This is a genomic window from Nocardioides sp. SYSU D00038 (assembly GCF_016924665.1).
Lineage (GTDB): Bacteria > Actinomycetota > Actinomycetes > Propionibacteriales > Nocardioidaceae > Nocardioides.
The window spans coordinates 336135-361754 of record NZ_JAFFJT010000016.1 but is presented as its reverse complement, the minus strand read 5'-3'; the positions used below and the strand labels follow the sequence as shown (position 1 = coordinate 361754).

Annotated in this window: 24 protein-coding genes and 2 pseudogenes; 4 read left to right on the top strand and 22 right to left on the bottom strand. The window is 60.8% G+C overall.

Annotated features, from left to right (window positions below):
- Nucleotides 1-142: 142 nt before the first annotated feature.
- Nucleotides 143-1582 carry a heme peroxidase family protein gene (locus JT721_RS10315; protein ID WP_205473019.1) on the bottom strand — a complete coding sequence of 480 codons (1440 nt, stop codon included), beginning with the start codon at nt 1580-1582 and terminating at the stop codon, nt 143-145.
- A gap of 215 nt (nt 1583-1797) precedes the next feature.
- Here JT721_RS10315 and JT721_RS10310 point away from each other — a divergent pair, with 215 nt between their 5' ends.
- The 3 genes and pseudogenes from JT721_RS10310 to JT721_RS20840 all read left to right on the top strand — a co-directional run bounded on the left by JT721_RS10310 (nt 1798) and on the right by JT721_RS20840 (nt 4744).
- The gene (locus tag JT721_RS10310; RefSeq protein ID WP_205473018.1) at nt 1798-2667 is read left to right on the top strand and encodes an ImmA/IrrE family metallo-endopeptidase; all 870 of its coding nucleotides are present in this window, start codon (nt 1798-1800) and stop codon (nt 2665-2667) included.
- Nucleotides 2664-3104, top strand: coding sequence for a helix-turn-helix domain-containing protein (locus JT721_RS10305; protein WP_205473017.1), 441 nt, complete (start codon nt 2664-2666; stop codon nt 3102-3104). The genes JT721_RS10310 and JT721_RS10305 overlap by 4 nt, the downstream gene beginning before the upstream one ends.
- A 671-nt stretch (nt 3105-3775) precedes the next feature.
- Nucleotides 3776-4744, top strand: a pseudogene (locus JT721_RS20840) (NAD-dependent epimerase/dehydratase family protein).
- Between the two features lie 147 nt (nt 4745-4891).
- Here JT721_RS20840 and JT721_RS10290 read toward each other — a convergent pair.
- From JT721_RS10290 to JT721_RS10195, 20 genes are all read right to left on the bottom strand, one after another.
- Nucleotides 4892-5686: an ABC-2 family transporter protein gene (locus tag JT721_RS10290; protein WP_205473013.1), complete on the bottom strand. Its 795-nt coding sequence runs from the start codon at nt 5684-5686 to the stop codon at nt 4892-4894.
- The gene (locus JT721_RS10285) at nt 5687-6448 is read right to left on the bottom strand and encodes an ABC-2 family transporter protein (protein ID WP_205473010.1); all 762 of its coding nucleotides are present in this window, start codon (nt 6446-6448) and stop codon (nt 5687-5689) included.
- Nucleotides 6445-7425 carry an ATP-binding cassette domain-containing protein gene (locus tag JT721_RS10280; protein ID WP_205473009.1) on the bottom strand — a complete coding sequence of 327 codons (981 nt, stop codon included), beginning with the start codon at nt 7423-7425 and terminating at the stop codon, nt 6445-6447. The genes JT721_RS10285 and JT721_RS10280 overlap by 4 nt, the downstream gene beginning before the upstream one ends.
- A 7-nt stretch (nt 7426-7432) precedes the next feature.
- Entirely contained in the window at nt 7433-8632 is a 1200-nt protein-coding gene (locus JT721_RS10275; protein ID WP_205473008.1) for a cytochrome P450, read from the bottom strand.
- Nucleotides 8633-8746: 114 nt separating this feature from the next.
- Nucleotides 8747-9679, bottom strand: a complete 933-nt coding sequence (locus tag JT721_RS10270) for a hypothetical protein (protein ID WP_205473007.1) — start codon at nt 9677-9679, stop codon at nt 8747-8749.
- Nucleotides 9680-9805: 126 nt separating this feature from the next.
- The gene (locus JT721_RS10265; RefSeq protein ID WP_205473006.1) at nt 9806-11107 is read right to left on the bottom strand and encodes a class I adenylate-forming enzyme family protein; all 1302 of its coding nucleotides are present in this window, start codon (nt 11105-11107) and stop codon (nt 9806-9808) included.
- A 2-nt stretch (nt 11108-11109) separates the two neighbouring features.
- Complete coding sequence (locus JT721_RS10260) at nt 11110-12444, bottom strand: GMC family oxidoreductase N-terminal domain-containing protein (protein ID WP_205473004.1); 1335 nt, start codon at nt 12442-12444, stop codon at nt 11110-11112.
- Nucleotides 12428-13240 (bottom strand): hypothetical protein, encoded by an 813-nt coding sequence (locus JT721_RS10255; protein ID WP_205473003.1) that lies wholly within the window; start codon nt 13238-13240, stop codon nt 12428-12430. The genes JT721_RS10260 and JT721_RS10255 overlap by 17 nt, the downstream gene beginning before the upstream one ends.
- Before the next feature lie 5 nt (nt 13241-13245).
- Entirely contained in the window at nt 13246-14013 is a 768-nt protein-coding gene (locus JT721_RS10250) for an SDR family oxidoreductase (RefSeq protein WP_307827984.1), read from the bottom strand.
- Entirely contained in the window at nt 14010-15038 is a 1029-nt protein-coding gene (locus tag JT721_RS10245) for a hypothetical protein (protein WP_205473000.1), read from the bottom strand. Before JT721_RS10245 ends, JT721_RS10250 begins: the two co-directional genes overlap by 4 nt.
- A 101-nt stretch (nt 15039-15139) precedes the next feature.
- Nucleotides 15140-15394, bottom strand: a complete 255-nt coding sequence (locus JT721_RS21910) for an acyl carrier protein (RefSeq protein ID WP_205472999.1) — start codon at nt 15392-15394, stop codon at nt 15140-15142.
- A complete protein-coding gene (locus JT721_RS21725; RefSeq protein ID WP_205472998.1) occupies nt 15381-16460 on the bottom strand; it encodes a glycosyltransferase in 1080 nt (359 codons plus the stop codon). The genes JT721_RS21910 and JT721_RS21725 overlap by 14 nt, the downstream gene beginning before the upstream one ends.
- A 221-nt stretch (nt 16461-16681) precedes the next feature.
- Nucleotides 16682-17536, bottom strand: coding sequence for a glycosyltransferase (locus tag JT721_RS10230; protein ID WP_205472997.1), 855 nt, complete (start codon nt 17534-17536; stop codon nt 16682-16684).
- Between the two features lie 359 nt (nt 17537-17895).
- Nucleotides 17896-18930: a phosphotransferase gene (locus JT721_RS10225; RefSeq protein WP_205472996.1), complete on the bottom strand. Its 1035-nt coding sequence runs from the start codon at nt 18928-18930 to the stop codon at nt 17896-17898.
- Nucleotides 18931-18986: 56 nt separating this feature from the next.
- The gene (locus tag JT721_RS10220; protein WP_205472995.1) at nt 18987-19685 is read right to left on the bottom strand and encodes an O-methyltransferase; all 699 of its coding nucleotides are present in this window, start codon (nt 19683-19685) and stop codon (nt 18987-18989) included.
- A gap of 320 nt (nt 19686-20005) precedes the next feature.
- Nucleotides 20006-20884 (bottom strand): aldo/keto reductase, encoded by an 879-nt coding sequence (locus tag JT721_RS10215; RefSeq protein WP_240340426.1) that lies wholly within the window; start codon nt 20882-20884, stop codon nt 20006-20008.
- A 536-nt stretch (nt 20885-21420) separates the two neighbouring features.
- Nucleotides 21421-21753 (bottom strand): Lsr2 family protein, encoded by a 333-nt coding sequence (locus JT721_RS10210; protein WP_205472993.1) that lies wholly within the window; start codon nt 21751-21753, stop codon nt 21421-21423.
- Between the two features lie 232 nt (nt 21754-21985).
- Entirely contained in the window at nt 21986-22177 is a 192-nt protein-coding gene (locus tag JT721_RS10205; RefSeq protein ID WP_307827993.1) for a helix-turn-helix transcriptional regulator, read from the bottom strand.
- Nucleotides 22178-22331: 154 nt separating this feature from the next.
- On the bottom strand, nt 22332-23465 hold the full coding sequence (locus JT721_RS10200; RefSeq protein ID WP_205472991.1) for a hypothetical protein: 1134 nt from the start codon (nt 23463-23465) through the stop codon (nt 22332-22334).
- 663 nt (nt 23466-24128) lie between these two features.
- Complete coding sequence (locus JT721_RS10195) at nt 24129-24851, bottom strand: 2OG-Fe(II) oxygenase family protein (protein ID WP_205472990.1); 723 nt, start codon at nt 24849-24851, stop codon at nt 24129-24131.
- Between JT721_RS10195 and JT721_RS21905 the strand changes: the two are divergent.
- Nucleotides 24759-25007: pseudogene (locus JT721_RS21905) on the top strand (recombinase family protein); the annotation flags it as partial. The gene JT721_RS10195 and the pseudogene JT721_RS21905 sit on opposite strands and share 93 nt — an antisense overlap.
- Here the strand turns inward: JT721_RS21905 and JT721_RS10190 are convergent.
- Nucleotides 24945-25544, bottom strand: coding sequence for a hypothetical protein (locus JT721_RS10190; RefSeq protein WP_205472987.1), 600 nt, complete (start codon nt 25542-25544; stop codon nt 24945-24947). The pseudogene JT721_RS21905 and the gene JT721_RS10190 overlap by 63 nt on opposite strands.
- Nucleotides 25545-25620 lie beyond the last annotated feature (76 nt).

Sequence of the window (25620 nt, the reverse complement as noted above, 5' to 3'; positions counted from 1 at the left end):
AGACCGACGCGGAGGGTCTGCGGTTGGGCCGACCAGTGGTCGAACGCGTCGAGCTCTGCATTCCTCACTCCGCTCCGGTTGTCACGGCAAACGACGAGGTGGTTCGCGGAACCCCCAAGAGTTTGGCGAACCACCTCGTCCCCTACAACGCCACGCCGGCAATCGTCAGCAGGTCGGCGATGGTGAACTCGCCGGCCTGAGCGCCAAGTGTCGGACGCCAGTCGGGCTGCGCCTTGAGGAACGACGACGGGTCGTTCTCGGCGAGGCCCACCAGGACCTCCGCCACGACGCGACCACCGACCGGGCCAAGCGTCTGGCCTCCGCGCTGGATCTCGGCCTCCTTGAGGAACCAGAACCAGAGCGGCGTCCCGTGGGACAGGCCACTGCTGACAGCGACGCTTGCCGGGTCGAGGCCGAGCTTGCCGGCAACGGCCGTGGCGAAGTCCTCACCGCTGGGGAGCTCGACTGCGACGCCCCGCTTGATGTTGAGTAGGGCGAGCGAGCGCTGCATCTGATCGATGGACGCTGGCAGGGAGTGCAACGGCGCCGCGATCCGGGTGTCGAACAGCCGTGCACGCTGGGTCTCCGTGCCGGAGTTCGGGAGCCCGTCGAAGAACCGATGCCACTCGATCTCCCAGCCGGCCGGCAGCCGACGGAACCCGCGCAGGTCCGCGAGCGGGTCAGCGTCACCGGCCGGCGAGAAGACCGGGAGGGGCGGCAGGGTGCCGTTCAGCAGGTAGGCGTCTCGGACGAGGCTGTGCCCGAAGCGGTAAGCCGCAGCCGAGAACTCGACCGGCATCCACGGGTTGCGCCGGACGTTGTAGAACTTGAGAACCGCATCCAACCCGCCCTTCTTGTCCCGCTTGAGCACCTCGCCGACCGTGTCCGGCCCGGCGATCGCCGGCAGGAAGCCGGTCAGGACGAGCCACTGGTAGTGCCAGCGGACCAAGGTGACGATCTGTCCGAAGGTCGGCTGCCCGCTGACCGGTGCACCACCGCCCCAGCCGCCGACCGGCGTCGCCGGCACGCCGGTGACGAGTGAGGGGTCGGCCCGCACTCGGTCGACGACGTGGTTGTGGAACTCCACGAAGGCCAGGTGCAGCTGAGCGATGATCACGTGGACGTCGTTGCGCGGGTCACCGATGAGCGCTCGACCCTGGTGGTTGCGGTTCAGGTCCCGCTGCAGGAACTCGGCAGAGTTCACGCCCAGGAGCAGCTTGTCGGGGTCATTGCGGTCGTACAGCCACGGATTGGCCGAGGGCCCCAAGCCGTAGACGGAGTCGAGGTCGAATCGTGGAGTGCGGAAGTTCTCGAGGGCGTCCGGGTCGTTCGCCTGGTCGAGCATCGAGGTCGGGTCGAACGTGATGTCATGGTCGACGAACTGCGCGAAGTAGGTCCAGCCCGCGGCCAGATTCGAGTCCGACGCCGTCGGGGTGCCGCTCCAGCCGCCTCCAGATGACTGCTCGCCGGCGTCGACCATCTGGTTGACGACGTTCTGGATCTGCGTCTCATCGAGCATGAGCGGTGGCAGACCGCGGAACAAACGTCCGAACTTGCCGGTCTCCGTCGTCGAGCGGGGCACGTTGCCGATGCCCCGAGTCGGGGTCGCGCCGTGAGCAGCTGCGGGGAGCGACGGAGCCGCTCCCTCAGGAGTACCATTCTCAGTCATCGTCGATCCCATCTCTAGCAGATTGCGTTCGTTATCGCGGATCCGGTGTTCGCAACTCCGGACCCACGACACGACCGTGCCATACGACTGCACGCTTCGTCAATGCGAACGGTCTATCGTTTATGAGGATGGCGACTCTTACGGGACAGTCGGAGCTCGAGAAGGCGATGCGCCTGCGACCGGGCGCGGCTCCGGACGTCCTCATCGAGGATCTGGCTGAGCAGTTGAGCATCCTCGGCGAGGTCGAGCCGCCGGTGGACCTACGGCTGCTTGCAAGCCTGCAGTCGATCGACGACGTTCGAGAAACCGTGAGCTCCCACTCCGGGTGCTTGATCAACGAAGGTGGCCGCCTTCGGATCGAACTCTGTGCCATGGACAGTCCCGAGCGTCAGAGTTTCACGATCGGCCACGAGATCTGCCACACGCTGCTCCCCGGCTTCATGATGAAGCAGAACTTCCGCTGCACCCCACTCCGGGCAACCCCACGACGAGACGGAACGCTGAACATCGAATGGCTCGCCGATGTTGGCGCAAGCGAGCTACTGCTGCCCCGTCGCTTTGTCGGTCCGACGTTCGCCTCGCACCCCTATGGCTGGGACACCATCGAGCAGGTGAAGTCCGACTACGGCGCCAGCCTTGAGGCCACGGCGCGTCGAGCCGTCCGGCTCACCCCCCAGCCGGCCTTCTTCGTCCGGCTGGAGTTCGCGACCAGCCGACAGAACGCGGCACCCGCGCTCCGGGTCAAGAGCGCCGCATGCTCCAGCGCGCTTGACGTCTTCATCCCACCCAACAAGTCCATCCCGAGAGACCACCCCATCTTCCGCGCTTCGGAAGGTGAGTATGTTGACGAGCTCGCTGACATGCGGTCGCTGCGGCTCCCTGGCAAGTTCCTCGTGTCCGCTCGGCCATATCCATACAACAACGATGAAGGTGACACCGTCATGCGTGTACTAGTGCTGGGCATCAAGGCGCCCACAGCTCGGAGCGTCAGGCTATGAGCGCGGTCCACCACTCGATGGACGCCACCGACGACCCTCGCGCCATCGGTACACGCATCCGCAGTATGCGCAAAGAAAAGAGTCTGTCGCTCAGCGAACTCGCCGACCGAGCGGGGGTCAGCAAGTCTTACCTATCAACCGTCGAAAACGGCACCGGATCGCGCCCCGGCGCCGCCATCCTCCACAAACTCGCCCTGGCCCTCGGCGTGACACTTGGTGATGTCCTAGGTCGATCAGTGCAAGCGGATCCGACCGCCAGACCAGCGATTCCCGAGTCGCTACGCGTGTTCGCTGAGAACGCAGAATTGCCTGAGGTCGACGTAGAGATGCTCGCCGGCATCAAGTTCCGCGGAGAGGCACCCCGCACGGCGGAGCGATGGCAGTTCATCTACAACGCCATCGTGATGAGCGGCAAGGCTGAAGACAGCGCATCTTGAAGGGCCGCGGTGCGGACCGAGCCGAGAGCCTGTGGACGGAATCCGATCGAGACCGGAGTCGCTCGGGAACTTGTCCTGTCCGGCCTTCGTACGATCTTAGCGTCCCGGTAACGGATTCGACCAGTTCTAGGCTCTTCTCCACTCGTGGCGTCAAGCAGTGGTGCCGGGGCACGGCCCCCTACCTCGGTCCAACCTCGAAAGTGTCGTGGACGGTTTCCGTACCACCGTTTGGTCCGTCCCGCTGAGGAGACTCGTATGTGCCGACAGCTCTCCTTTTGCTCACCGCCAGAAGTAGTGGTGCGACCGACTGTCAGCAGTGCCGTCAGCGCGAACAGTTCGAATTGCAGTGTTCGCGAGGTCGCGATCTGCGTTCCACGGGCCGAGCATGGTCAAGGTCATCGTGGAGCCCGGCTCGAAGTTTGCGTATCTGCAGTGCCCGGGTCCCTCAACAGGCCCAGCGGCTACCAGGACAGATGGCAGCAACGCGTCGTCGAAAAACGGGGGTAAAGTAGCTCCATCACCCAACCACATCTTGCTCCGGATGAACCTCAAATGTCACGCTGGTCCTGTCCGGCGATTCACGCACAGGCGCCTCTTACGGCCATCCGTGCCCGGCAGGCGCATCGACCCAAAATCTTAGTCCGCTTGACTTGCAGCCTGGAGGCGTCTATATGGATGCACTGGTGACTGGCGCCGGAGGATTCATTGGCGGGCACCTGGTCGGCGCACTTCTTGCAACCGGGCGGACCGTTCGCGCAGTGGATATCAAGCCACCGAACGACTGGTTCCAGTTCCACCAGGGCGCAGACAACAAACAGGTCGACGTCTCCCTACTCGAAGGCGCGCGCGCCGCGGTTTGCGATACAAGAGAGGTCTACAATCTCGCAGCCGACATGGGCGGAATGGGCTTCATCGAAGCCAACAAAGCCGCTTGCATGCTGAGCGTCCTCAGCAGCACGCATGTCCTGAAAGCGGCATACGAAGCATCGGTCGAGCGATACTTTTACGCGTCGTCCGCGTGCGTCTATCCAGCGCGTCTGCAAAACGACTCCGAGGTCACGCCCCTACGTGAGGTCGATGCATATCCGGCTGACCCTGAGGACGGGTACGGCTGGGAGAAGCTATTCGCCGAGCGAATGTGCCGTCACTTCAACGAAGATTACGGCCTCGCAACTAGAGTGGCGCGCTACCACAACGTGTACGGCGAGCACGGAACCTGACGCGGGGGACGTGAGAAAGCTCCGGCTGCAATTTGCCGAAAGGTCGCCCAAGCCAAGATCAGCGGCCAGGACCGGATCGAGATCTGGGGGGACGGATCCCAAACTCGCACCTTCACCTGTATCTCGGACTGCATCGAAGGAACGCTTCTCGTCACGGCGAGTAACAGCCCAGAGCCAGTCAATATCGGGACGGACGAACTCATTTCCATAAACGAACTAGTTGACCTCGTCGAAGGTATCGCCGGTGTCAAGCTAAGACGCGACTACATACCGGGTGCTCCGCAAGGCGTCCGGGGGCGAAGCAGCGACGACTCCCTAGTGATGGAGCGGTACAACTGGTGTCCCACAACTCCGCTGGCCGAAGGGATCGAGCGAACGTACCGCTGGGTCTACGACCAACTAGCCCGACAGATATCGTGAACGAAGACCGTCGGAAGGGCCGACGAGACAAGACATACAACACAGATGTCGTGAATAGCCGCAGGAACACCGACTGGGCCGAGCCCTGGGAGACTGGACGGGCGCCGAATCACACCAAGCAAACCACCCGCACTTCCGCACAGGCTCCTAGGCCGCCACACCGGAATAGCGCCTGATCCCTGAGCGCCACAACGACCACGACACAAGCATCACAACTGTCGCCACTGTGACGGAGATGCCGAAATGATCGTACCGAAACTGGCCCAACAGGAACTCAGCTGGCAACACAGACAGCGCCCCAACGGGCAGAACCACCGTGAGAACAACGCGAACCGGATCGGAGTAGACGGTCACGGGGTACCTGCCGAACTGCCAGACGCTCCCGAAAAAGACATCGAGTTGCAGGCTGGCCGCGAACAGTGACAATGCCGCTAGACCCTTTGCGAAAAAGAACATCACGAAACAGCCCACGACTAGGGCCACGGCGCAAAGAACCGCGCTCGAGGCCGAGACCCGCTCCCCTGCTGCCGTAAGTCCCACAGTCGCTGTCACCGCGCCAAAAGCCGATTGAACGAGGACCGCACACCTAATCAAAGCAAGCATACCCAACACGGGCGGGGACCCTGGCCGAAGGAGAAAGACGTCCAAAGCGCCATCGCGGACTGCAATTACCGGAAACCAGCCGAGCCACGGATCGAGCAAGGCGGCTTTGAAGCCTCCGAGCACATGAAACATCCCTAACAGGACGAGGGCCTCACCGAAGGACCAGCCCCCCAACTGGTCCGTCTGGCTGAAGATCATGATCAGGCCGACCAATGCCGATGCAGGACCGATCAAACTAAGCGCGAGGTCTGCAATGAGGTCTCGCCGATAGGAGATCGCCCGAACGCATGAGAGCCGGATCGAGTATGCGACCAGATGGCCGAGAGAGAACAGTTTCACTTACCCACCTACGGCGTCGAATCGACGGACGCCGATCTTCCACAAGAGAAATGCTGCCGCCCCCAGCGCAATGGTCCATAACAATTGAAACTGAAGGCCTTGAGCAAGTGACCCAGACCCGTCCGCAATCGAGGCCGGCAGGCCTAGAGAGCAGTAGAAGGGCAACGCTACCAAAACGTCACTCCAAGGGCTCTCAACAAACATCAGCGGGAGCGCGACGCCACCCAATGTGAAGTTGAGTGCATTCACAAGCCCGGCTATCGAAGCCGCTCGGCCCGTCCAGAATGCGAGCAGAGCAACACACCAGCCAAGCAAGAATCGAATCACCGCAGCGAACGTCACCGCCGGCAAGAAGAGAATGAGCTGTTTGAAGGTAAAGCCGCCAATCAGAATTCCGAGTGGAATTAGGAAGGGTGCGCTCAACGCCAGCAACCAGCCGCGGAGCGCGAGGTTGTCGGCAAAGTATAATGTCGGTGGATAGCCAGGAACTAGCAAGTCCTGAGCGAGGCTACCGTCATAGATACGATTTGAAACTGAATGGTGCTCGTAGCTAGCTGTTGCAATCGACGTCCAGATAAGGAAGTAGAAGTACAAGTCCACGTCGCCCTCACTTGGGCGCAGAGATTGCCAGACAAAGAATCCGAGCAATGGGAGAACCGTCTCATTGGCAACGAGGCTACCGAGGAACCATCTGCTATCGCTCCACTCGTAGTACCGGCGACGAAACCGGGCGACGATCACGGCAGCAGTGCGTCGGATCATGGTTCGGACTTTCGAAAAAGGTCAGCTAGGACGATCTCCAGAGGTGGATCCTCGATCGAAACGTCCGTTGCGCCATAGTCGAGGAGCAGATCTGTAACCCGCGGAATGTCAGTTGGTTCCACAAGCATCCGGGCCACGGATTGCTCGACCCAGAAGGAACGCAGTCCAAGCGCACGACCGGTGAGAGGCTCCGACAGCTCCGCCCTGATCACCTTCACGGCAGATCTCAGCTGGTTGAGTCCTGAAAGTGCGCCGTCATACCTCAGCTCGCCGTCATCGATGACCAGCACGCGAGAACACAGCTGTTGAACATCTGCCATGTGGTGACTAGTCAGAATGACAGTCGCATCATGCTCCTGGACGTACCGGCGCATGTGCTCGCGGAATGAAGCGGCGACCACAAGATCGAGTCCAGTCGTCGGTTCGTCCAAGAATAGGTACTTCGGCGAGTACACAAGTTGGGTCGCGAGCCCCGCTCGCATGCGTTCGCCGAGGCTTAGGGCTCGGACCTGCCGGTCCGCGATTCGCCGCAAGCCGAGCCAGGAATCCAGTTGGTCATAAGCTCGGTCAAAGTCGCTTCTGGCGACACCGTAGAGAATTCGATTATAGTGAAGGACGTCCAGGACGGTCAGCTCTGGCGGTGATCCAAGGGGCTGCCCGCCGCGTATAAAGGCTATGTTCTTCAGGTGATTGGGTTCTCTCCTAGAAGGTGTGTAGCCGTCAACGGTCACATACCCCGCGCTGGGCGAAAGTACTCCGGTCAACAGCTTCATCGTCGTTGTCTTGCCCGCGCCATTAGGCCCGATTAGCCCAACCACCTCGCCGCGCGAAATGCTGAAGTTGAGATCAGTGACCGCCGTAACGCGACGGTAGGAGCGATTAAGGAGAAAGCGCAATCCTTCGCCAACGCCAGACCCCCTCACCGGCACATCAAATTCCCGACAGAGTCGGTCAGCCGTAATTCCGCTCGATTCCACCGGCATCCTAGTGTCCGGACCTCTGTGCAACGGAGATGCTCAGCGGTAGCCTTTCTAGACAACGGAGGGAATTGTTGCGCAGGTATGTTGGTCTACCTGAAGGAGACCACGACACTTGTGCGCGGGCAAGCGCACCAATCAAGGTCAGTCCTTGGAGCCTAGCGAAGTATTGGCCAACGCACCCGTGTACACCGTGACCGAAGCTCAAGCTCCGGCGATAGCGGCGGGCAATATCGAACGTAGCCGGTCGGTCCCAACGTAGCGGGTCGCGGTTTGCCGCGCCTAAAAAGACGGCCACCTTGGTTCCGCTTGGAATGGCGCGACCGCCAAGGATCTGACCTCCCGCTGTCGTCCGGAAGAACACGCGTATCGGGGTTTCGACTCGGATGGCCTCATCGAGCGCTGCCAACGCGAGCTCCGGCCGCCGCCGCAGTTCGTCGAGCTGACGACCGTCACCCGCGAGGCCCTGTATCGCGCTCCCGATGGCGGCGGCGACAGTCAAGTACCCCCCTGACACGAATGCGCGAACGAGTAGCCCGCTTTCGACCGTGCTATATCCGACTTCCGATCCGGCTTCGAAAATCTGCATAGCAAGACCGTCCGCGAGCAAGTTGCCTGGATCCGTGGCTTTCGCCACGGAGTCCCGGACCGCGTCCATCTGCCTGACGGGCAACCCTTTAGCTGTCTCCGCCGGCCCGAATCCATCGAAGACGAGCCTCCCCCACGTCTTCAGGTCGTGCATCTCCAGATGCCGGAGGCCCAGCGATGAGCGCAGGTTCTCGGCAACGAAGGGAAAGATAACGGTGTCCATCGCTTCGATAGACTCGTGACTCCGCATAACGTCAATGGCGGAGGCGGCTCGGCTCTCGATCGCAGTCTTCAATCGGCTCACTCGATCGCGAGACAGCACCCGGTTCACGACCGCCCGGGCCCGGCGGTGATCGGGAGGGTCTGACTCGATTAGTAGGCTCGGCTGCCGCCATCTCCGCACGTCGTCAATGTTCGAAAGCCCCACGCCGTTCGACGAGCGGAAAGCCAGAGGATTGGAGAGAACCTCCTTGGCGAGGTCATAGGACGAGATGCCGACCACTCCGTAACGCGAAAGCCAACAGACCGGGTCAGCGAGGAGTCGATCGTACATCTCACCCGGATCGGTCGACGTGGCTGCGTCGAAGGGATCAACGTCCAGTTCCGGCAGACCGCGCAAGGGTGGACACCCCTCTCAAGAGTCGTCTCGCGACGGAGCTCCGTCGCCTACCGCAACGACAGCCTAAGCGAGGCGAGGGCCGGGTGAAACCATTCGCCTGAGCGCCTCGCTCCTTCAACTGGTGCACGGCCCTGACGACCTGAGTACTCCCAGATAATGCGCGACGAACTGCGTGTCCAACTTCTTCAACTCCGACAACTCATCCATGATCCGGTCGAGGCTCGTCACTCGCTTGAGCAAGAACGCCATCACCAGACCACTACGGCATGCCCGGGTTGCGGCCTCCAGCCCGACGGCTATGTCCAAGACGCTGTCACCGTCCGATCCCGATACCGTCGCCGCCACTCGTCGCACCATTAGCCGCTTATGCTCCCATAGGACGTGGAGGCTTCGGGGGTCAATGGGGCGCTCACCTTCCCGGGCTTGCAACAGATTGTCAATGATTCGGTCGTACGTGTCAATTCCATAAACTAAACGCCGCGGAGGTTCCTCCGCCGCGAAGTGGACGGATGTATCTTGGCCGGTCGCATACTCTTCGATCGTACGTTCAATCAAATTCAGATCCAGGGGGTAACTCGCATCGCTCTTTAGCCGATGCAGGATCACGTCCGGATTGTCGTTGTCCATTCCGATATGGGATTCCCACGCGTCGGCCACGCTGTCATATGGGGCTTCGGTGCGTGAGTACCGCCGGTCGGCGTCGTAGCCAATCAGCTTGAATGTTCGATCGCTGTCGTCAAATCCGCATATCAGTACATCGTGCGTATAGTGACGTGTTTGCGAGAATGGACGGTTCGGTATGAAGTACTCATCTAGTGATAGATGCAGGTAGTAGTTCCGCGCAACCTGATCTCGAGCGAAGTCCACAAACCCCTGGCCAGATAGGCCGAGCCAATCCTGAGTCAGACGAAGGGTGTCTAACCACGGAGACGCTGTGTAGTCGTGCACATAGAAGGCCATTGGAACGCGCGCTCGCGGTGCGATGTCGTAGCGCAGCTGGATGTAGTTGCTGAGCAACCACGGTTCGCTGCGCGGGTCGGTCTCCACGATGGCTAGTACGTTGGCATACCACTGGATCCCGTAGAGACTGGGCGGGACTCTAGTTGGGAGCTCAATTCGCAACTGATCGCCTCTGTTCTCTGGCGCTGATGGACGCGGCCAGGGTGGGATGTGCTACAGCGACGCCACTGACGCGTCCTCGATGCCGAATTCGAGGCGGAGGCGATCGACGTCGATTTTGCCGCGGACCGTCTTTGGAAGCTCCGGAAGATGGACAGCTCTCGCCGGAACCTTGTGGGGTGAAACGATGCTCGACAGTTCCTGAATTACGACCTGTTTCGACAGACTGCCCGCGTAGAACAGGACGAGTTGCTTCTTGCTGGCCCGAACGAGTTCTACAATCTTTGCCTCGACTACGCCGGATATTGTGAGGGTCGCGAGTTCGATCTCATGCGGATCCACGAGCCGCCCGTTGAGGTCAATCCCCGAGTCGACCCGACCTCCAAGGCTAAGATAGCCGCCGGGCGACACCTGCACGCGATCACCGAGGGCGACCCACTCGCGTGCTGCGCGGTCGTCATTCAAGAGCGTCCCCGAGAATGGCGACCTAACGGACAGCTCGTTCTTATCGTCGACCCGAGAATCGACTTCAGGCAGCAGCTTCATCCGACCTTCGCTATCGGTCATTGCCACGACGCCGGCCTCGGTGCTTCCATACAGCTCACGCACCGGTGTGCGCCATCTCGTCTGAAAATCGAGCCGTACCGACTCGGCGAGCGGCGTGCCCCCCGTCAGCGCGACGCCCGCGTGACAGGTCGTCCTTGGCTCGCGCCGTGACCAGACACCGATCAGACCCGGCGGTGCCAAGAGCAGCGTGGAACTGACGGCGGAGAGCGCGCGTTCGAGCGCACTCGCGGTGTGAGTTCTCAATTGGTAGCAACGCCCTCCAGCCTCCATGACCGCCCACAGTCCTTGGACAAAGCCGAAGGCATACGAAGGCGAGACAGCGACGACAAGCGTGAAGTTGGCAGACCGATCGATCCCCAACGCTCTATGGGTTGACAGGACCTCTTCGTCCAAACTCGCGGCCCTCCTGATCACGAGCTTCGGCACTCCCGTGGTGCCCGAACTCGCCAACAGAACGTGATCCGAAAGCCCGTCCAGAACCCTCGACTGGGCACGTCGGAGGTTCAAGCTCCAGTGACGGCTGCTGTCAGCTGGTTCGATCAGGCAATCGCTTCCCACGCGCTCCATGAGAGCTGAGACCTCAGGTGCCCTTGCGGCGCTATCCATCACAAGGACCGGTCGGCGTGCTCGCCGAGCAGCCAGGAGCGTCACAGCTAAGAGGTCGTACCGATCCGACTTCACGGTGACTGCGACGCCATCGCGTCCGTCAAGCTGGTCACTCAGGCGCTGAACCTGCTCATCGAGGATGTCGACGGTGATCTGCGGTTGGAAATCTCCGAGAAACTCCACTGCTATGCCTTCTCCGTCACCAAGGCCTTACCGGCCTTGTAGCCGATAACCAGCGCCAGGAGGTGTGTGTTATTGGTGAAGAGCGTTGGAACAGTCGACAGGTCTGCCACCCACAATCTATCTGTGCCGATCACTCGGAGGTCGGCATCTACCGTCGCGCCTTCTGGGTCACTACCCATCGGAGCTCCGCCATGAAGGTGATGGGCGCTCCGGACCCGCTTAAGCCAGGGGCGCCCTCGGTGACCCGAGCCCAAGAGAGATTCTAGGGATGTCTCCCCCAGAAGGCCATCGGCGATTTCCATCGCACGCTGTAGCGCTTGGCTGTCACGCATTCTGAGGATCGGCGGATCTGTGTCCTCGCCCAGCTCGATCTCGCTATTGGACGTGTACGAGGTGGCGCTCAGAACCAATGCCGGTCGGTCTCGCACGGCCATCGCAAAAGCTTCCACGCGCAGGTGCAGTCCGTCTTCGTAAGTCGCAGCGGCGAGGCCGAATAGATTCGTTGGTGGCATCACTGATTCCTCGAGACCATCAATCACCTTCCAGCGTGAATAGTGATTGCGGATGACACCAGCTCTCCTTCCGAGATTTGCCGCTTGCGCCTCAGGCAGACTTCGGCGGAGCAGCCGGGCGCTGCCTGGAGAACCAGCGCATAGAACGACCGCCCCTCCTCTGACATACGTCGTGCCCCTCGGACCACTCAGCTCCACCCCTAGCGCGGTCCCGTTCCGGATAACAACTCGAGTGGCTTCCGTATGGTCCCAGGTTTCGAGGGCCGAGGTCGACGTGAGCGCCGCACGCAGCGTACTTGCAACCGACGCATGTCGCCCCCCTGTGGTTTGAAGAACAGGCATCACCCCAACGCCCAGCGTGTGCAGACTGTCAAACCCTCGTTCGACCGCGGGATAGCCGGAACTGATTCCCGCCTCGATGAACCCTTGACCGAAGGCCCCGAAGTCTGAAGCATCACGGAACTCGCGGACTAGCTCACGCCGCACGAGGTAGTCGTCCAAGTCCGCGAGGCAGCGCTCCGTCCCCCACTCGTGGCTTTCGGCTCGGTGCTCCCAGCGCGCGTAGTCCTCCGCGAACCCCCGCAGCGCGATCCCGCCGTGTAGCTCAGAGGTTCCACCGACCCCGACACCCGAGAGGAGTTTGACGCCTGTATTGGTCGCCTCAGTGCGAATCCCACTCATTCGTGCGCCTGCGGCCCTAAAACGAGGCGAGGCACCACCGCGCTCCACAAGCAACACTCTCGCGCCGCGATCCGCGAGCTCGGTCGCAACGACTGCTCCAGAAGTCCCTGCGCCTACTACAATGAAGTCAGGGTCGATGCGCATCCGCCGTCACGATCCTCTGGGCAGTCTTCAAGGACACCTCAGCTTGCTCCGGCAACGTGGACGTCACGACGGTCGCCTTGTCTCGAAAGAGTTCCACGCAATACGCAGTCGCTTGGGCGCCCTCTATGAGCTCGATCACCCGCGCACCTAGAGCATCTCGATCGGAGAAGTCCTCGGCCCATGCGCCATCAGCCTGCACATCGCGGAACTGAATGCTCCCTGCCGACGACCATAGGATCCCCGGCAGATCGGTTTCGGCCACTCGGGCTCTGGCCAACCAGCCAAGGTCGAGGCATACGCCGGCCCCCACGTCCCCCAGTCTTCCAACCAGTTCCTCCAGATCAGGGCGCTCGAGAGCAACAGCATGAGGGTGCCAATCGATCGCCAGATCGTGCAGGGATGCTTCGCCTCTGAGGTGTTCGACGCATCGCACTGTCGTTTCGATATCGGCGTCACAGCCCACCCGCCCGGACCGGCGATCTGTGACCGCAACCGTCACACGCGCGCTATCCCCGCTCGCTCGGACTGTCGCCGTGGCCCCAGCCAGCACACGTGCAGCCTCGTCTAGGTCTTCTCCCGTGAACTCAAGAAACACACTGTCGATTCGGATGCCAAGCGCGTCAAGCCATGCAAGCCATGGGCCGGCGCTCTCAGCGTGCGGCAGGAAGGCCGCGTCGAAGGAAACGCTTTCGTAGCCTGCCCCTGCCGCAAGGAGTGGCCCAGCCTTCAGGGATGTCGGAACCCCATCATCGGCTCGGCCGAAGCCATAGGCGCGCGGCACGATCTGCCAGCTCACAGCGCTCATCCGCCGAGCCGCATCCCGGCCACACGCAGAAGAGCCGTCCGCGAGACGGGTACGGTAACCCCTGTGACATCAGCGGCTTCGTCGGACATTAGAAATGTAACCACACTGGCTATTGACTCAGCCCTCTGCCACCTTGAAACAACGTTCTCAGGCGGCAGCTCGTCCGCCCCGCTGCCACTCTGATTGCGCCAGATCTCTGTGGTCATCTCGGTCTCGACGTAACCCGGAGAAACGCAGTTCGCTCGGATTCCCGCACTGTGGTAGTAGTCATTCGACAACTGTTTCGCCAACACGGGCATCGCCGCTTTAACTGCCGTATAGGCGAATCTCCCTGAGCATCCGATGTGTGAGCAGTTAGAACCACTGAGCACGATCGAGCCGCCACCCGACGCTCGGAGAGCCGGAACCGCCGCCTTACAGCTGAGAAAGGTACCCTTGAGCATTACATCAACCTGCTGATCCCAGGCCTCAAGCGTTTGGCTCTCTACCGTCCCGCCTTCAAACACGCCAGCGTTGCAAAACAGAAGATCGAGCCTTCCGCCCTCTGCAACGGCGACAGCGACCGCCCTCTGGCAGTCTGTATGCTCTCTAACATCTCCAAGGACCGTGAGTATTTCTGCATCGCGCTCTTCCTCCGCAGGCGGCCTCACATCCAAATTGACAACTTTCGCCCCTTCACGCGCCAACTGCCGCGCCGTAGCCAGTCCAATACCGGAGGAGGCCCCCGTAACCAATGCAACTCGCCCAGCAAAACGAGCTTTCACCGTACTCCCCCTACTGAACTGACGACATCAGCCCACACGATCATTTCATGCGCTATGTCATTCCAGAAGATTCGTTCGTCTTCATCGATCCCATCGCGAGAATAGTGTGTACGCAGCTGGTCACTTAGACTCCGGTAGCCGGCATCATAGGTTGACTCTCGGATCACGAAACTCCGGAGTGCCTCGACTAATCCGTCGGTCAACAGCATGCCGGGCGCCTCGCCTATGAGGTCGACCGCATGATTGTGTTCGTTCCGAACTTGTCGGACTAGCGGCGTACCGTATTGAACGGCGTCCCCCATCGAGTCGATGATGAGTCGCGCGAAGTAGCTGGCCCAGATGTCGTCATACCGATCCACGGACTGCCCTCGATACTTCCGCCTCATGACGACCAGATACATGGTCACCAGGATTGACGATGAGAATGCGGTGTTTTGAGAGTTGAAGGGCGACCACGTACCTGGAGCTAAAGCGAAACGGCTTGGCCAGTCCGACGCACTGGCGACCGCACTGGCGGGTGCAGTCACGCGGGTCGCCGCATCGACGTCAGGCTCACCCAGCCATAGCCCCGCGTTAACGACCGGCCTTATCTGTCGCTTCGACAGCGATATGTTGGCCTGCTGGAATCTCGCGACGACGGGAAACCCCCGATGATACGGCGTAAAGCCGCCGTCAAAAACGAGTGCCTCACATACGTTGATCCATCCCAGCTCGGATTCGGCGACAGTCCCCTCCACCCAATCGCCGAGACCCTCGACGTGTTCAGAAACGAAATCATCGGCGAGCGGGAAATTGTCGTCATCGATCGTGACGATGGACCTTGCTCCGGCCTCAAGGGCAACGAGATACCCGAGGTTGCGTCGCTGAATCGAATTCCACTGGAGGATCTTATCCAACTCTGGAAAGGACTCAAGCCAACGGATCTGGTCGTCCGGATCCAGGTACTGGTAGCTATGATGCATCCAGTCCAATGCGCTCAAGAATTTTCGGGCTTCCGCTGGCGTCTTTAGGTCACCGACGATCACGAAGTGAACGGTATCCCGCCAAGTTCCCAACCGTTCGAGATGATCCCGGACAACGATTGGGAGGTTTATCGTTGTAAGGACAATCGAGACCCTAGAATCGCCTACCCAATCCATCTGCGTACCGCATCTTCGAGGTCGCCGACCGTCACAATCGCACCGAGATCGTGATCAGCCGCTATCACTTGGTATTCCTCTTCGATGCTTACGATAAGCTCAACGAAGTCAAGGGAGTCAAGCCCGACTGGATCCTGCTCAATTGTCCAAGTGCGCTCGATCGGATCGTCCTCCCGTATGCGACCCCCACTCACGCGACGGATCAGCCTAGTGATCCCCTCCAGAACGTCATCCTCGGTCATTTCGTGCCACTGCCTCCTCGATCTGAGCTTCGAAAGTAAAGTCGCACTCCGCCGCTTGCAGATAGCCCGCAAGACGCCGCGCACTCAGTTGCAAACTCTTCAGCGAGAGTGCGTGATCGACACCTGCTGCCCATCGAACTCTTGGGTCCTCGTCCTCGACTGGGAGCTCTGGGAAGAGATCGGATTGGACGAAATGCCTCGTCGTAGAGTCCAAACTCGTTCGACGCGCGAGCAAACCCGCTCCGTTGTCCTCGACGAAGATGCGCGCGTTCGCTTCCTGTTCTGACATGAAGGGCAGATGGATCGAAGCCTTCCCTGACCGCAAGCAGTTCAGGACGGTGCTATACCCGCCATGGGCAATCACGAGGTCGGCCCAGTCCGTTCCTGCCCTGATACCAACGAACTCACCGACACGAAGGCGATCGCTGTTCTGGGACCCAGTTTCACCTCGGAAGCCTGTGGATAGAAAGACATGCGCGCCCGCGTCGAGGCTTCCGTCGATGACTGACTGAAGTTGACCCTCCGTGTTCTTGCCGCCATGGCCCAAGGTTATGAACACCCGCTTGCCCGCAGGGGCGTTCCATTCAGCTAGCTCTTCCGTAGCCGTCGACCACGGGGGCTCCCACGCAACCAGGCCCATGTACTTGATCGCCTCCCACGAGGGAAGGGGAGGTTGGGAGCGTTCAAGTTCGGCGGCTGACGCGATCAGTGTTACGTCTCCGCGGAGCGTCTCGCTGATCGTTCGAGGTGGGCGAAGCGAGTACTGACGGTATGCCTCGCCAAACGCCGGTAAGCAAGACGGGTACGGGTTTCGCACTTCGCCTTCTGGGATCCACGGCATCCAACTGTTCTGGGTCTCTCGGAAGAAGTCGGAATCGCCCGTGGATATGACTGGGAGCCCAAGCGCCCGCGCCGCCAGAACAGCCGTCGGCTGCATGTCTACGAAGACAGCCGCCGGCCTGAGTTCTTGCATCATCCGGAAATCATGCGCTGTGTCTTCGCAGACTCTCGCGGCCCTGGCGTACCCGGCGATGGCAAAGCACACGTCCAGGTTGGCGATCGACACGTAGTCCCCTTGACGCCTCCCCATGTCGGGAACGGCCACCCCGTGCTGCCCGGACCCGCTAACGACCCGGAACCCACAGCGCTCGACAATTCGCTCTCGCGAGTCGCAGGCGAACCAACACTCGTAACCCTGGTCACGGAGTCGACCGGCGATCTCAAGGTGCCTGCCGATGTAGCCGAAGCCCACTCCGTGGCTCCAGGGGAAGAAGCCGATTGAGGTCGTCATAGTTTCACCAACTCAGAAACCAGCTGAGGCAGACGGCGCTCCGCAGCCTTCAATTTCTCCGCGACGCACCGAACTCTGATCCGAATCGCATCGTCCGCGACGACTGTAGAAAGAGCATCGCGAATAGCCTGGTCGAATTCTGCTGGCGCGACCTCATCAGAGCCATGCATCCAGACCCATGAATCGCCGCATGAGACCGCTCGAACAGCGCAGACGCCGAGCCCGTTTCGTTCAACCATGTCGAGACCGTTGTGTTGGTTCTCAGACATGGACGGCACTACCACGACCGGAACGCCGACGCGCAGCGAGGCAATGATGGACGAGTGGCCGCCATGACTCACACTGACGTCGGCCCATTCGAGAGCACGAGTAAGTCCGCCTAGACCGACGGCGTGAACACGCGGCGTCTTGAGAGAACGTCGGGACTCGCCGATGCCTCGGCTCCGTAGGGCAACTGCATCCTCGCCACAAAGAAGAGCCTCGTCCGAGAAGTCGCCCCGTGTAAGATCGCCGCGACCAACAGATGCGTAAATCCGAGGTCTTCCTGCTAGGGCAGACAGATCGACTCGCCAGTCTGGCTCGGGATCCCAAATTAGTGGACCCACGTAGGACAAGTTTGGAGGCGGGCCATAGTTGGGATCGACCAATTCAACTTCAGGAATACTTGCTATCCAGTTTATGTCACCGACTAGCAGATCACTTACGAACTCGCAACTGAACCCAGTCGCATTCTTAAACGCGGCCTTGACAACATCTGATAACTCACGAGCACGCAAGTTGTCATCCCATTGAACCTCGTTTGATCGGAAGAAGTCTGCATCGGCCACTTGAAGGACCGGAACGTTCTCCATGCGAGCGGCGCTCACAGCACACGGGTCCATGTGGGATATGACCAGGGTAGGAGATGTCGCTCGTATCGCGTCTCGGTAGGTGTCAACCAATTCCCGCACCCGTGGAGCACTTATCAAGCCGCTTTGAAAGAACACCTCACCAATGCCGCTTGAAAAAAGGAAACCTTCATGGGGCGGGGGGGAATGTATGTCCCACGATGCTGGCAAAGTCAGCGTCCGAAACTTCTCGCGGCTAGCGGCGGAGATTACGTCACGAGCAAACACGACGTCAGCTCCCATCTCCCGCATCACTCGAGCCAAGGCTATACATCGTCCGACGTGCCCGGCGCCTGCGGGCCACGGAAAGGCAAGGACGGTTGTCATGCGAAGATCCGCTCACTGAACGCGACGGCCGCTCGAAGGCCGTCGAAGACGTCATGGGCTTGGACCAAGTTCGCGCTATCAGACTCGCGGAGCAGGAACGACATGCCCGGCCCCAGTCGGAGATGGAGCCCCCAAGTGCACTGCCAGATGGCGAAAGCCAAGTAGATCTGGGTCAGCTCGACTTCAACCCCCCGCTGGACCAGCGCCCGGCGATAGTGATGAATGGCGTCCTCAGTCGTCCACGTCCCCGTCCCTCCGAATCGCTTGTACAACATGGTAAAGGTGGCTGCGTCACTCCCGATCGGTCCGATCCCTACTTGCTCAAAGTCAATTAGGACTAGATTTCCAACGGGAGATATTCCGCAGTTCGACGGATTGAGGTCGCCATGAAGAATTGTCGTTGGAAGGTCTTCAGCGAGGCTCGATATATCTTGCGCTTCAAGTAGGAGACGCCTCAAAGTTCCTATGTCAAAATGCGACAATTGGGCGCCGGCGAAAGGTAGCTCAGCCCTCTCGACTTGCGTCAGGTTGTCTAATGCTTCGTCGATGAACCCTGCATAAGTCATCCAGCCGCATCGTACGAACGGGAATCTGTTTTGCCATCCACGTGGCAGCTTCGATGAGAACTCGGCTAATCCTGCTAGTCGATCCATCACGGCCCCAGCGAGCCGTGGATCATAAGGCTGCCCGATAGATTCAGACCTGTCCTCCATACATATCCATCGATTGTCGTCAGTCACCTGTGCCGCAGGAATCTCGATGCCTGGGATCTGTCGGGCGTATGGCGTCCGATACACCGCGCGCTCGCGAGCCGAGTTCAACTCGTTGTCGAGACCCAGAGGGGAGTACGACGAGGTGCTGGCGCCCTTCAGATACCAAGCACCGGCCTGGCCCGATCGGTCCTTGCAAGTGGCCTTGAGGACTTGCGACCCGCTCAGACCGGGGGAGACGTCTTGAAGCGACACAAGTTCAACATCGCCGACACATTGGCGTAGCGCCACCAGGATATCGTGATCGAAGTGCGACGGCATTGTTTCCTCGGTGGTCGGTAATCCGCGCTCAGTTGACGAGCATGCGGCGCGCGCTGCTAGTCGCGTTGAACGCGGATCAATGTCATACCATCTGCAATCGGTGCGAGCACAACCTCAAACCCGGGTCGAGTTAGCACCTCATTGTTGAAGGCTCGGACATGTCTTGCCCAGTCGTCTTGCATGAGACGGACCCATGCCTCGGGGTCAGGTTCAGATTCAAAGTCCTCTGACTCCGGGAGATCTGGTTCCAGGACTCGGCCGCCCCACAGCGTGTTGTCGAAGATCATGACCCCGCTAGGCTTCATTAGCTGCCGATCGCAAATTACGTCCAGATAGTTCAGGTAGTTTGGCTTATCGGCATCGACGAAGATCAGGTCATAGGACTCGGTCGTCGACTTCAGATACTCACCTGCGTCCGCGATTTCAAGGGAGATTCGGCCCGCAACTGTCGAGTGCGCGAAGGCGCGTTGGGCGATGTCTAGGGCGACGGGGTCCGCAGCTGAGTTATCCACGGTTACTAGACGTCCCCCCTGAGGGAGCCTTTCCGCCATCGAGACGGCGCCGTGGCCGGCGAACGTTCCGATCTCAAGGATTGACGCCGGTCGTTGGAGGCTCACGAGCATCGCGAGAAAGCCGCCCTGCGACTTACTACTTCCGATATCTGCCCACGCGGGACAACGAGTGGCAGTTTCCTCTCGGATCCACCGAGTCAGCTCGCTGCTCGGGGACGAGTGCTGTTCGACATACTCGTCCAACCCGTCAGAATGGATTGAAGACTTGGCGAATACGACATCCTGACGATGGAGCAACTCGTTGCCGCCTTTGTGTCACAAATCCCTGTCGCCGACTATCGAAATCTAGGCAGGGCGATGTCGTACTGTCAAGAGATTCCGGACGACTTGCGGCGGCCTCACGTCTACGGAGCTGATTAGGTTCGTGTCCGCTCGGGGCCGCCCTGCGACGATTCCGTCGGTGGCTCCCAGGCTCAGCCGCGTTCCGCCGGATGCCCCTCGGGCGGACTCGCTCGACAGCCGACGTGCTGACGTGGCCGGAGACGTGATCCGCTACCTAGGGTTCACTCATCGTGAGGACGAGGAGGATCGAGCCAGTATTCGGGGGGTGGCAGGAGATCCTCAACTTCCGACCAGAAGTCCCGTGGAAGATCGACTCCCACCGCGTCGAGAAGATTGCGCACCCGCTCAGGACGGCTGATGCCCACGACCGATGTGTGAATGCGGGGATCCCGCATGGAGAACTGTAAGGCGGCGGTCGCCAGGTCCGTTCCCCAGCGACTGCAGAGCTGATCTAGCGCCTTGCCCGCTCTCAGTACTTCTTGATTCGCGGGCGAGTACCCGTAGTTCGTTGAGCGCTGCGGACTAGTTAGGAATCCCCCTCCTAGGTAGGCAGCATTCATCACGCCGATCCCGCGCATGTCTGCGTAGGAGATCAGATCGTCGGCACTGCGATCTACGAGCGTCCATCGGTTGTGAGTCAGAAGGACCTCAAAGACTCCGATCTCGAGGAAATGTCGCATAGCAAGCGGGTTTCCTCCTGCGACACCGAGGTGCTCGACCACGCCAGAATCCCGCAGGGTCAACAGCGTTTCGATCGCGCCACCGGGTCCCTCCAGGTCCTGATCGAGCGAGAACTCGGGATCGTGGAGGAAAATGAGGGGAAGCTTGTCGAGTCCGAGTCGGTCCAGGCTTTCTTCCACGGATCTTTCGACCCGGGCGCCTGAGTAGTCGCCGTTCTCGGCGCTAACTTTGGTCGAGATCCAATGCTCGCCCGGCAGACCACCCATGCGTCTGATCGCTTCGCCGATCCGATTCTCACTGTTCCCGCCCGAGTAGCCATTCGCGGTATCTAGGACGAGGATCGGACTCGCCATGACCGCCGAGGCTACGTCGATGCCACGCTGCTCAGAGACTTCCTCACCACCGAACAAGTACGGCATGCTGCCGAGTGGCCCTCCCCCGACAGTGACAGCCGAGACCGGAAGTCCCGTCCGCCCAAGCTTCCTCATCCAGTTGGTCGGCAGGTGCATACGTCTCCTAGTCGTGGACTCCATGAAGGGTGACGGATTCACCCACGTTTCACAACCGGTCGCACCAACGATAGTAATTCGTACGGATGAGCCAACGCGACGTGATCTTAGGCGCGTGCAAGGGCTCGTACCTGTCGGTGCACCGGACGCCGCGATTACCTGCGTCGAAGTCCCTCATCAAGACGATCCTCTGGTAACCGCAAAGTACAGGCACGACGGAGCCGCGGGGGTCGCCGTCTCCGAACGTGGAGGCTCCTCAACTGAACGGGCATGCACCCACGACCGTCGCGCGGGAGAACGGTGCGAAGGGAGCAGGGAGACCGCCGAGGATACGAGCCCGCAACTGAACTCGGCAGGTCGAAGCGCGCACACGAATCTCCTAAGACAGGTAGACGCGAGAAACCGCCGACGATCCGTGGTCGTCGGCGGTTCTCAGTTGAGTCGGATCAGCTCGCAGCCTTGTACTTCTCCACAACATCACCCGGGATCCGACCACGCTCCGGCACCTGGATGCCCTGGCTCTTCGCCCAGGCGCGCACATCCTTCGCGTCGTAGTCGCTCTTCGAACCGGTCGCCGAGCTCTTCCGCCGACCGCCGATCTTGGTGGCGTTGTCGACGTACGTCGCGATCGCCTTGTCGAACCCAGCCGCTTCCTTGTCGGTCAGATCGATCTTGTAGCTCGTCCCCCGGTACGAGAACTCAACCGTCTCGCCCTTACCCTCAGCGATCTCGTCCCCCGACAGGTCACTGATCAACTGCGTAATCACACGCTGTGCCATGCACGATCCCTTTCAACATGTCCCCCACTCGCATTTCGGACAGCACGACATTACTCCCGCCACGCCCACGCAGCATCGCCGACTCAGGGTGAGTCGAACGCGTAGCATGCAGAGAGTTCTGGGCAAATCGATTGCGAGCCGCTGTTTTCTATAGAAGTAGCCGCGGCATCTCGCGCGCCGACTACGCGACCCCCACCCGGACTGGCACCCGGACCCGGCCGAGGTGGGTCACTTAAGGCGCCTGGAAGAGGTCCAGGGGTTCAACCTGTAGGAGGCGCGCCAACCGCTCAACCCCTTGCAGAGACAGGTTCCGTTCACCGCGTTCAAGGCCGCCCACATAGGTGCGATGGAAACCAAGGACCTCAGCGAACTGCTCCTGGGAAAGGCCGCGCTCGACCCGGTACCGACGGAGGTTCTCCCCCACCGCCCGTTGCAGATCACCCTCGGCCACGGTGCAGAACGGTTCCGTCCTGCTACTTGAGGGTCTACAGACTTATAAGTAGCATCGTCGCTCGGCATCCGGCACCCGATCACGAGGAGAACGATCATGAGCGGTGGCGACTTCACCCAGACCAGCGTCAAGCCGACTTGGTTCGAACGCCTGCGCGCCTGGCTGGCCGTTCGCTAGCCAAGGTCCAGACGAAGGCGAAGCCCGACTTCGGCAACAGCCAACCCGGCAGGTCGACGCCCAGGACACGGGCGTCGACCTGTTGTGGCATTTCCGAGACTCGCGATCGTTCGCTGCTGCTCACAAGTTCGGTGACGCTCATGTGAGCGATCGAGGTGTCGGTGTAGTCGAGCTCGAGGGAGAAGCCTCGCGTTGGTTGTCCCACCTCGAAGTACAACCGATGGCCGTGCTGCGGTGTGACCGTGCGGTAGAGCTGCCGGACGCGGACGGGCTTCTTGGCGCGCACGACGTCCTCGCCGATCACGGCACTGTAGGCCTGACCACTGGTCCGCTTCGTGCGTCGGATCGGACGCTGTCTGCCATCTACCGAGAAGCTCAGGAGTTCGTAGTTTTCGCGGTCACCGGCGTCTAAGCCATCCCTCGTTGTCATCAGCCAGGTGAGCGTCGCCGGAACGTCGGTGACAAGCTCGTAGAATTCGTCTCGGTCGGACACACAGGCGAACCGCTGGACTGCATGAGAGGGGATAGTGGTGTACTCCCACTCAACGACCACGTCGAACAGAGCGGCTCCGGCGTTGGACCTTCGACGGGCCTCCGAGAGTCGAACGCGGACCTGGGCATCATGCCAACGTTCCGGAGCGCGGATCGCTTGGTCGCGCACGTCGGCGTAGATTTCACGGCCAAACTGCTCGTCGCCGAGGCGCAGGGAGAGCGCATTGGTCGCAATCTGATCGAGGAGCTCCGGCTTGGCGACGCGTCGCGGATCGTCCTTCCCGACCGCGAAACCTTGAAGCACGGCATCGGTGAAATCAGGAGTTAGCTCCTGCAGCACGGAGCGAGTGCGCGCAAGATCGGCCTCGTCCTTGTCGCGGCCCGTGAAGAAGTCGATTGCGACACCCAACGCACCCGCGAGTACGAGCGCGTCGGCCAGTCCTTGAACGGTCGCGACGATGACGTGGCCCACGTGACGGCTTTCGAGCCAAACGCCAGCTGCCGACACCAGCAGCCCTGCAATCAGTAGGCATATCCCTACGAGCAAGGTCTTCAGCGCATAAACGCGATCCAGGAGGGAAGATCTATTCATTTAGGATCAATTATGCCGAAGGCACCCAAGTTTATCAATCCCAACTAATTCACCCGTTATTGGCGCACCTCCTGAGCGACGTCGCGTCTTGAGCCGCGCGGGTCGTCTTCGTGCGTATGCCTGCGCGCCTGCCTCACCGCTCCACGTGACCTAACGATTCACCAGTTGCATCTGGAATGCGCAGATCGCGACTTATCACTCGCTACCTCTAGGTCGAAGGGGCGCGAACGGATCTAGTCGCTCAGTGCGACGTGCCGCGCCGGTGGGCTCAACCTGCCACCCAGCTACCGCTCGATCCCTGCGTGTTGACTTCGCACGGCGACGACTCTCCGTCGTACTGCCGATCCGCGAGATGCACGAGTTCACGCGAAGCTGAGCGTGGTCCCACTCCATCTCGATAGGGTTCGGTTGACGGAGAGGCCGCGTCCCACACGGAGGGCTGGTCATGTTGCAGAAGTTCTTGGCAGGTGCCGCGGGCATCGCTGTCCAGGTCGCCGTTGCGAGATCGCTCAAGCGGCAAGCCGGTCGTACCCCGGCCCCACCCATCTCCGTAGAGGTTGTTCCCCGGCTCGTAGGCCTACTCGCGACTGCGCTAGTCAGCGAACTGATGTCGAAGACCGGCCAAAGAGTGTCCCAGGCCGAGCCTCCGGAGTTCACAACTTACTAGCTAGGTCTGCGGAACGGATTAGTACGCGGGACTTCGAAGTCCAATGTCAAGTCGCCCGACTCCAGGAGTTCGCTCAGCTGTGCGTTACCGCGAACGAGCATGCCCAGGAGGTGCTGACCGAACACGAGCTTCTGGTCGGCGTACCCAGTCGTAAAGTCCGCTGGCAGTCCGTAGAAGTACACCAACGACCGCCGCCCGCCCGCGTGGTACCGCCCACGGTGTGGGGCGCTGCGAAGCATCCCCGACGTGCAAGCCTCGGCCATGTCTCCCAAAACGACCGCGAACCAGCCATCCCGATAGGCGGAGGTCACGCTGAGGTCAACGCCTTGAATCTCAAGGCCCGGCCCAGATGCAGCAATCAATGCAAAGAACTCATAATCCGTGTGAAGCTTGCTAAGCCGGTCGTCTTGGCCGCCCGGATACTCGAGAAGTCGTACGATAGAACAGTCAATCCCGCCGTCGCTTGCAGCCGAAACGGAGCATGGAACCGCAGCGGACTCCAGCATCGACAGAATGGGCTCGCCGACCGCGGTCTGACCTTTCGCCCTGGGCCGAGAACACCAGCACGACCGGTCCCGCCCAACAAGCTTCACGCCATCCTGAAGAACCGCTACTACCTCGGCTACGTGAGCTGGCGCGGCGTCGAGTACGACGGCAAGCACCCACCGCTCACCACGCCCGACACGTTCGAGCGGGTGCAACTCGTGCTCGAAGATCACCGCGCGTCAGGTGAGCGGAGCTACCGCCAGGATCACTACCTCGTCGGCAGTCTTCGTTGCGGCCTGTGCGACCAGAGACTGCTGTACACCGTCTCAAAGGGTCGCAACGGCGCGGAGTATGGCTACTTCTACTGCTCCTCGCGGACGCAGGGGACCCCTTGCGGACAGCGCTACCTTCCCGCGCATCTCGTAGAGCGTGCCGTCGAGGACCAATGGACCCGGGAGATCTTCTCTACGACTCAACTGCAGGAACTGCACGCCGATCTGAAAGTGCAGCTCAGGGAGCGCGCGCGCGAAGTCGCCCACGATCTGCGCATCCTCGAGCAGCGAGCAGGCAAGATCCGGCGCGAGCGCTTCCAGTGGGCTGACAAGGCCATGGCGGGCGCGGTTCCCAACGACGTCGCTGCCCTCAAGCAACGGGGTCTTGCAAAGCGTCTCGCAAAGATCGAGTCCGAGTTGGAAGATCGCCGGACCCTCGATCTCATGGACCAACGAGCACTCGCCAATCTCTTCGCCTTCGCCGAGAGGGCAGGGTCGGTCTACCACCAAGTCGAGCCGGCGTTGCGACGAAGCATGAACCGAGCTTGGTTCCATCACCTGGTCGTGACCGAAGACGACGACGGCGTCCGGGTGACGGATGCCGAGCGCGGGCCGTTCAGCGCCGTAATCCAGAGTGCCCTCGCGCAACGGCACGCAGATGACCGCATGGCCCCTGAAACGAACAATCGCCGCCAGGAGGATCCTGACGGCGATGAGTGTGCCCGTGTTT

What these genes read in the sequence shown, in the direction of transcription:
- JT721_RS10310 (WP_205473018.1), top strand. Translation starts at nt 1,798, where the DNA reads ATGGCGACTCTTACGGGACAGTCGGAGCTCGAGAAGGCGATGCGCCTG.
- JT721_RS10305 (WP_205473017.1), top strand. Translation starts at nt 2,664, where the DNA reads ATGAGCGCGGTCCACCACTCGATGGACGCCACCGACGACCCTCGCGCC.
- JT721_RS10285 (WP_205473010.1), bottom strand. Translation starts at nt 6,448, where the DNA reads ATGATCCGACGCACTGCTGCCGTGATCGTCGCCCGGTTTCGTCGCCGG.
- JT721_RS10260 (WP_205473004.1), bottom strand. Translation starts at nt 12,444, where the DNA reads ATGCGCATCGACCCTGACTTCATTGTAGTAGGCGCAGGGACTTCTGGA.
- JT721_RS21910 (WP_205472999.1), bottom strand. Translation starts at nt 15,394, where the DNA reads ATGACCGAGGATGACGTTCTGGAGGGGATCACTAGGCTGATCCGTCGC.
- JT721_RS10230 (WP_205472997.1), bottom strand. Translation starts at nt 17,536, where the DNA reads ATGGAGAACGTTCCGGTCCTTCAAGTGGCCGATGCAGACTTCTTCCGA.
- JT721_RS10225 (WP_205472996.1), bottom strand. Translation starts at nt 18,930, where the DNA reads ATGCCGTCGCACTTCGATCACGATATCCTGGTGGCGCTACGCCAATGT.
- JT721_RS10215 (WP_240340426.1), bottom strand. Translation starts at nt 20,884, where the DNA reads ATGCCGTACTTGTTCGGTGGTGAGGAAGTCTCTGAGCAGCGTGGCATC.
- JT721_RS10210 (WP_205472993.1), bottom strand. Translation starts at nt 21,753, where the DNA reads ATGGCACAGCGTGTGATTACGCAGTTGATCAGTGACCTGTCGGGGGAC.
- JT721_RS10200 (WP_205472991.1), bottom strand. Translation starts at nt 23,465, where the DNA reads ATGAATAGATCTTCCCTCCTGGATCGCGTTTATGCGCTGAAGACCTTG.